Origin of the sequence: Ilumatobacter sp., assembly GCF_041688325.1 — a bacterium.
Classification (GTDB): Bacteria; Actinomycetota; Acidimicrobiia; order Acidimicrobiales; family Ilumatobacteraceae; genus Ilumatobacter_A.
The window spans coordinates 1-5,719 of record NZ_JBDNIJ010000182.1 but is presented as its reverse complement, the minus strand read 5'-3'; the positions used below and the strand labels follow the sequence as shown (position 1 = coordinate 5,719).

The following is a 5,719-nucleotide window of genomic DNA, read 5'->3' as shown; positions in this document are numbered from 1 at the left end:
TTCGGACACGGCACGGCGCATCGCCAAACATTTCGCGCGACCAAGTCGAAATCGGGTGTTCGAAAGCGGGTTCGGATCGTCAACCGGCCTCTACAATCGGTCCACGTTGCCGGCACCAGCGGATCCAGGGGGTTTTCTCCCACCTTTCGCGCCGGCCCCGCCTCTGTAGCTCAGTGGATAGAGCATCGGTTTCCTAAACCGTGTGTCGCAGGTTCGATTCCTGCCAGGGGCGCTATAAAACACCTGGTAGATGGCTTGAGCCGATTCTTGATTTACGGGAATCAGCTGTTTGGGTAGCAGAATTTCCTGCTTTACTCCGGAAGGCACCCATGGCGAACGGCTCCGTCTATCGACGTGACGACCGCAAGAAGCCGTGGATCGCGCACATCTCGTGGCACGAAGGCGACCGCCGCCGCCAGTCGAAGAAGTCGTACGCGACGAAACGCGAGGCGCAGGAAGCGTTGGCTGAGGCAATTGACTCGCATCGCCGACAGGAGTTTGTGGCGCCGACCGCGGTCCGGCTGCGGGACTTCTTCGTGACGTGGATCGATTCCCTGGAGACGCAAGGTCGAAAGGTGTCGACGATTGAGGGCTACCGCAAGACGATGAGCAGCTATGTGCTCCCGACACTCGGCTCGTACCGACTGCAAGACCTTCGCCCGACCGACCTCGATGACCTGTACGCGGCGCTGCTCAGGTCGGGTGGTGTGGGTGGTCGTCCGTTGTCGATGACGACGGTGCATCACGTGCACACCCAGCTCGGCAAGCTGCTCGACGATGCTGAGCGCAAGGGCTTGGTGATGCGCAACGTCGCAAGTCTCGCCGACGCGCCGAGCTTGGCTGCGGCGCGTGATCGTGCGCCGGACATGAACGTGTGGACGCCCGATGAGCTGCGTCGCTTCCTCGAGTTCTCCGAGGACTATCGGGCTGGTCCGATGCTGCACCCCGCTGCGATGACCGGCATGCGCCGACTCAAACTGCTCACCGCAAAACTCGTCGCACTCACAGGATTCACCGTGATCGCTTGCACCGTGACCGTGCTGACAACGGCAGCAGTAGCTCGCCCGCTCGCCCGGATCTACGACGTCGAGACAGCAGCCTGGCGAACCGACGCCCCGGTTGAGCTGCTGAGCGGTGCGTTCAACTTTCTCGTGCCGACACTCGTCTGGGGCCTGATCGGCCTGACCATCGCCGTGTTGACCCGTAGCGCCGGGGTCGCCATCGGCCTAGGAATCGGGTGGCTGCTCGTCGTCGAAAACCTGATCGCCATCACCGCGCCTGACCTCACCGACTATCTCCCCGGTGGCACACTCAGCGCGCTCGCCGGAGGAGGAACGCCCGACCTCGAATGGTCGCTCGCGCTCGGGCTCACGACGCTCTACGGCATCGCGGCCACCACTATCTCGTTCGTGACCTTCCGAACCGCGACATCACCAGCTGAGGGCACGAGCCGGGCTGCGTCGAAGGGCAACACAGTCGTCCTCGGCCGAGGTCCGAACCTGACGCGTTGGGCACGGGTCAGAGTGGCGGGTGTCCGTTGACTGGCGGACCGTTTGGTGTATCATAGGTGTATGGCGCGCACCAACATCGACATTGACGAAGATCTCTGCCAGCGAGTAATGGAGCGGTACCACCTCAGCACGAAACGCGAGGCGGTCAACCTTGCACTGCGCCACGTCGCAGGCGAACCGCTCGGCCTCGACGATGCCCGATCGATGCGCGGAACCGGCTGGGACGGCGACCTCGATGAGATGCGCACGAGCAGGGCGTGATTCTCGTCGACACTTCGGCGTGGATCGAGTTCTTGCGCGACACCGGCTCACAGGTCTGCGTCGTTGTCGACCGATTGCTTGATGCAGACCTTGCGATCTGCGATGCCGTGTCGATGGAAGTTCTGGCCGGCGCCCGCGACGAGAGGCATCTGATCCAACTGCGTGGACTGTTGGCCCGAACGACGATGCTGCCCACGACGCCCGCCGACTACGACGACGCTGCGTCGATGTACCGCTCGTGTCGGGCCCACGGCGAAACCGTCCGCAAACTCATCGACTGCCTGATCGGCGCTGTCGCCGTCCGCGCCGCAGCTGAGATCCTTCACGCTGACGTCGATTTCGCGGCACTGGCACGACACACCGACGTGCAACTACACCCAGACTCCCGAAGCTGACCCCTGCCGACCGAACCGCTCAGAAGAACTCGTTCGAAGCCGTTGCCGACCGGTTGACGGACGGCGGTCGAATGGGCGAAGCTTGCCCGATGGCGACCGCAGGCAAGAACCAGTGGCGACGGCGCTACGACAAGTCAATCGAGGATGAGGCATCTCGAATCGCAGAGGCCGAGGCGAACGAGTCTGAATGGTCGAAGTTGCTCAATCGGTCGGCGTACACCGGCACGGCTCTTGATCTGCTGATACTTCCGTTCGTTCTCGTCTTCTTCGGAATCCCGGCGCTACGACGGCACCTCCGAAATCGGCGGTAGCAGCTGCACATCGAGGCGCCTGCTCTGCGATAGCTCAGAACATCACTGGGATCGTGCGCTCCTGCCCGTACGAGATCTACACATCTTCGCTCGGGTACGCGCTCCAGAATGTTCATCGGCGTGCTGGAGCCAAGAGCGAACGATGAGCTTTGACCAAACTGAGTGCGTTGCGAGTTGATCTGCCTGGCAATCTGGACGGCGTGACAATCAAAGTTGAGTTTGGCTCGCCTTTGCCGCCGATCGAGATCGACGGCCACCACTACCGCCTGCGCCCGTTCGAGGCCGTCGATCTTCACCTGGTCGAGGAGGCATCACGAGATGACTTCATCCCAACGATCACGACCGTTCCCAGCGAGTGGACACCCGAGGAAGGTCGAGCGTTCATCGATCGGCAGAACTCCCGGCTGACTTCGGGCGAGGGATGGTCGCTCGCAATCATCGACCGTCAACGAGACCGAGCCGTCGGTCAGATCGGGTTGTGGATTTCCCATCTCCACAAGGGCCGCGCCGAGATCGGGTACTGGATCGCTGAGTCCGGCCGTGGGCACGGCGCTGCATCAGCTGGATTACGGACGCTGAGCGACTGGGCTTTCAAACATCTCGACGTGGACAGACTCAGCCTCTTCATCGAGCCGTGGAACACCGCCTCAATCAAGACAGCTGAGCGTGCCGGTTTCGGTCGCGAGGCTCTACTGCGGAACTGGGAACGGGTTGGCGGCAGTTCACGAGATATGTGGTCCTACGCCCGGACCCGACCCATCCATGCCGGCTGAACCCGCTCCAGAATATTCAAGCGCCCGCGGGCAGACCACTGCTCGGTATCGGTACGTCGGTGCTCGGCTACCCGCTCGAGATTGTGCACGATGTCGGGTCCGGCCGGGACAAGTGATGGGCGATCCCCGCTGCCGGATATCGGCGGCGTCAATGGCTGTCGGCGTGAAGATTCTGATCGCTCGCCTCACGCTGTCACGATTGGCTGTCGCTCGGGACGAGTCCGCTGGAGGCCCGATCGGCGAATCCTCCGCCAACCGCTGCTCTCCAGACCACTACTTGCCGAAGATCGCGTTGATGGCTTTGAGCATCTCGGTCAATTCCTTGGGCGCGATCGACGCCCCGCCCGTGGCGAGTCGTCCTGAGTCGGTGCCGCCGTCTGCCATAAACGCCTTTCTGGCCAGCTCGGTCCGGTGCGCGAGAACGCACGTCGGCTGCGGGGACGGCAACGTCGGCCGAGCGTCGCTCATCGTGCCGGATCCTGAGCGGGCGGGAACCGTCCTCGCTGGCTCGGACGCGCTCTGCTCTGAGGCGGTGATGTAACGACTCATGTCGCCCACCGGGTGGTGTCAGCTTGTGGCGAGTGGCCGTACGGTCGACAATGTCGACCATGACCACAGTTGTGACCATCACCGGTACAGGTTGTCCCATTCCTCAACCAGACCGAGCAGGGCCGGGCGTGCTGGTCACCTATGGCGACGTTCATATGCAGTTCGATGCCGGACGCTCAACAGTGATGCGGCTGATGGGAGCGAACTCAAGCCCTGGCCAGCTCTCAGCGGTGTTCTTGACGCACCACCATTCCGACCACACCACCGGGTTGCAAGACATCGTGCTGACCCGCTGGACAATGAATCGCGGCGACCAGCTTGACCCACTTCCAATCGTCGCCCCCGAAGGGCCATCGGTGCGCTTTGCCGAACGTCTCCTCGACATCTGGGATGACGATCTGGAGGTCCGCCAAAGCCACACAGGCCGAACGGACAATCCCCGCATCGACGTGATCTCGTTCCCGAATCCGGATGGTGTGAACGAGGTCTGGCGACACGGTGACGTCGTGGTCAAGGCCGGACAGGTTCGCCACGAACCGGTGCAAGGAGCGGTCGGCTATCGAATCGAAACGCCCGATGGAATCGTTGCTATCACCGGCGACACGCTGGTCTGCGACGAGGTCGCCGACTTGGCCGACGGCGCAGATGTTGTCGTTTACGAGGCGTTGAGATTCAGCATGATCGACGATGACGCGCCGAACGCATTCATCAAGGACTATCACGCCGACACAGCAGCCATCGGCAAGCAGGCAGCAGCGCTCGAAACCCCAACCCTGATTCTGACCCATCTGATTCCGCCGCCGAGAAACGACGCCGAGGAACAGGCTTTCGCCGATGACGTCAGATCCGGCGGCTACGACGGCAACCTGATCGTGGCCCGGGATCTGACCACGGTGACACTCGGATAGCACCGATGCAGCCACCGGCACGAAGGAACCCAACGCGGTCCTCGTGATCGGCGACTGACATCCCCAAACACGCCCCGACCGAGGCGACTCTGCTGCAGGTCCGGTTCAGGGCGCTCACCTGCGTCGACCACACCTGACCCGCTCCATAACGCTCGCCGGCAAAGAGCCACAAACCGCGCTGTATCGGCACTTTCCGGACAGTCGAGCCCGCTCCAGAATCCCGCGCGGAAGACCGCTCAGGTGTCGTGGAGGAGCGGGAGCCGGCGGATCCGGATCCGGTCGTCACTCACTACGACAACAGCACCTTCTGACAGATCCGGCGTGAGGTCGGCCAGGTGACTCAGAATCAGTTCGGTGTGCTGATCAGCGGTCAGTGCATTCCGCGAACGAAACAAGATGACCGACGAGAAACATTACGCCGTGGGCTGAAGCAGGATCTCACGATCCGACACTGCATCGGCGGCGAAACGCAGCGCAGCGGCGACGTCTTCGGCTTCCAACGGCGGAAGCTCGTCGACGATCTCCTGCGCCGAGAGGCCGCCAGCGACCATGTTGACCACCGTGGCGACCGGAATACGAAGTCCGCGAAGGCACGGAACGCCGCCCATCACCTTCGGGTCCACCGTGATCCGATTCATGACGACATCGTACTTGATCGGGGCAATTGCTCGTGAGGTGTTTGGGTAGCGTTTGGGTAGCAAACGCACCGCTGCTACCCGGATTCGACCACACTTGTCGCACGCCGGCTTCGCAAAGCACCTGGATGCAGGCCACGCGACGGACGCACCATCGCCGCCCGGACGTGCATCTGGCGATTCCTAAACCGTGTGTCGCAGGTTCGATTCCTGCCAGGGGCGCTCATAAGGCCTGCTAGATGCAATGCCGTTCAGTTAGGTGGTCGGATGGTGGTGGTGGGTGGTCCGGTTGGTTGTGGCCAGTCGGTGTGTCGTGCTCGTTTGATGTGCCACTTGGAGTACTTGCGTTTGATCAGTCGCGGGTTGGATCGTCGTC

At 62.4% G+C, this 5,719-nt stretch carries 8 protein-coding genes and 1 tRNA gene; 7 read left to right on the top strand and 2 right to left on the bottom strand.

The genetic code is table 11. The features are described from left to right. Window positions 1–159: 159 nt before the first annotated feature. The 6 genes from ACH2EI_RS11335 to ACH2EI_RS11310 all read left to right on the top strand — a co-directional run bounded on the left by ACH2EI_RS11335 (window position 160) and on the right by ACH2EI_RS11310 (window position 3,251). A tRNA-Arg gene (locus ACH2EI_RS11335) sits at window positions 160–232 on the top strand. 97 nt (window positions 233–329) lie between these two features. Continuing rightward, window positions 330–1,541: an Arm DNA-binding domain-containing protein gene (locus ACH2EI_RS11330; RefSeq protein ID WP_395160076.1), complete on the top strand. Its 1,212-nt coding sequence runs from the start codon at window positions 330–332 to the stop codon at window positions 1,539–1,541. Window positions 1,542–1,571: 30 nt separating this feature from the next. Beyond that, the gene (locus ACH2EI_RS11325; protein ID WP_395156758.1) at window positions 1,572–1,772 is read left to right on the top strand and encodes a type II toxin-antitoxin system VapB family antitoxin; all 201 of its coding nucleotides are present in this window, start codon (window positions 1,572–1,574) and stop codon (window positions 1,770–1,772) included. After that, window positions 1,769–2,167, top strand: a complete 399-nt coding sequence (locus tag ACH2EI_RS11320) for a PIN domain nuclease (protein ID WP_395156760.1) — start codon at window positions 1,769–1,771, stop codon at window positions 2,165–2,167. Before ACH2EI_RS11325 ends, ACH2EI_RS11320 begins: the two co-directional genes overlap by 4 nt. An 89-nt stretch (window positions 2,168–2,256) precedes the next feature. Continuing rightward, on the top strand, window positions 2,257–2,478 hold the full coding sequence (locus ACH2EI_RS11315; protein WP_395156762.1) for a hypothetical protein: 222 nt from the start codon (window positions 2,257–2,259) through the stop codon (window positions 2,476–2,478). Between the two features lie 200 nt (window positions 2,479–2,678). Then, window positions 2,679–3,251 carry a GNAT family N-acetyltransferase gene (locus ACH2EI_RS11310; protein ID WP_395156764.1) on the top strand — a complete coding sequence of 191 codons (573 nt, stop codon included), beginning with the start codon at window positions 2,679–2,681 and terminating at the stop codon, window positions 3,249–3,251. Window positions 3,252–3,524: 273 nt separating this feature from the next. On the opposite strand, the gene ACH2EI_RS11305 is transcribed toward ACH2EI_RS11310, so the two are convergent. Continuing rightward, the gene (locus ACH2EI_RS11305; RefSeq protein WP_395155583.1) at window positions 3,525–3,800 is read right to left on the bottom strand and encodes a hypothetical protein; all 276 of its coding nucleotides are present in this window, start codon (window positions 3,798–3,800) and stop codon (window positions 3,525–3,527) included. A 59-nt stretch (window positions 3,801–3,859) separates the two neighbouring features. On the opposite strand from ACH2EI_RS11305, the gene ACH2EI_RS11300 reads away from it, so the two are divergent. Then, window positions 3,860–4,708, top strand: coding sequence for an MBL fold metallo-hydrolase (locus tag ACH2EI_RS11300; RefSeq protein ID WP_395155584.1), 849 nt, complete (start codon window positions 3,860–3,862; stop codon window positions 4,706–4,708). A 413-nt stretch (window positions 4,709–5,121) separates the two neighbouring features. Here the strand turns inward: ACH2EI_RS11300 and ACH2EI_RS11295 are convergent, their stop codons facing one another. Beyond that, window positions 5,122–5,346 carry a DUF433 domain-containing protein gene (locus tag ACH2EI_RS11295; RefSeq protein ID WP_395160074.1) on the bottom strand — a complete coding sequence of 75 codons (225 nt, stop codon included), beginning with the start codon at window positions 5,344–5,346 and terminating at the stop codon, window positions 5,122–5,124. Between the last annotated feature and the right edge of the window lie 373 nt (window positions 5,347–5,719).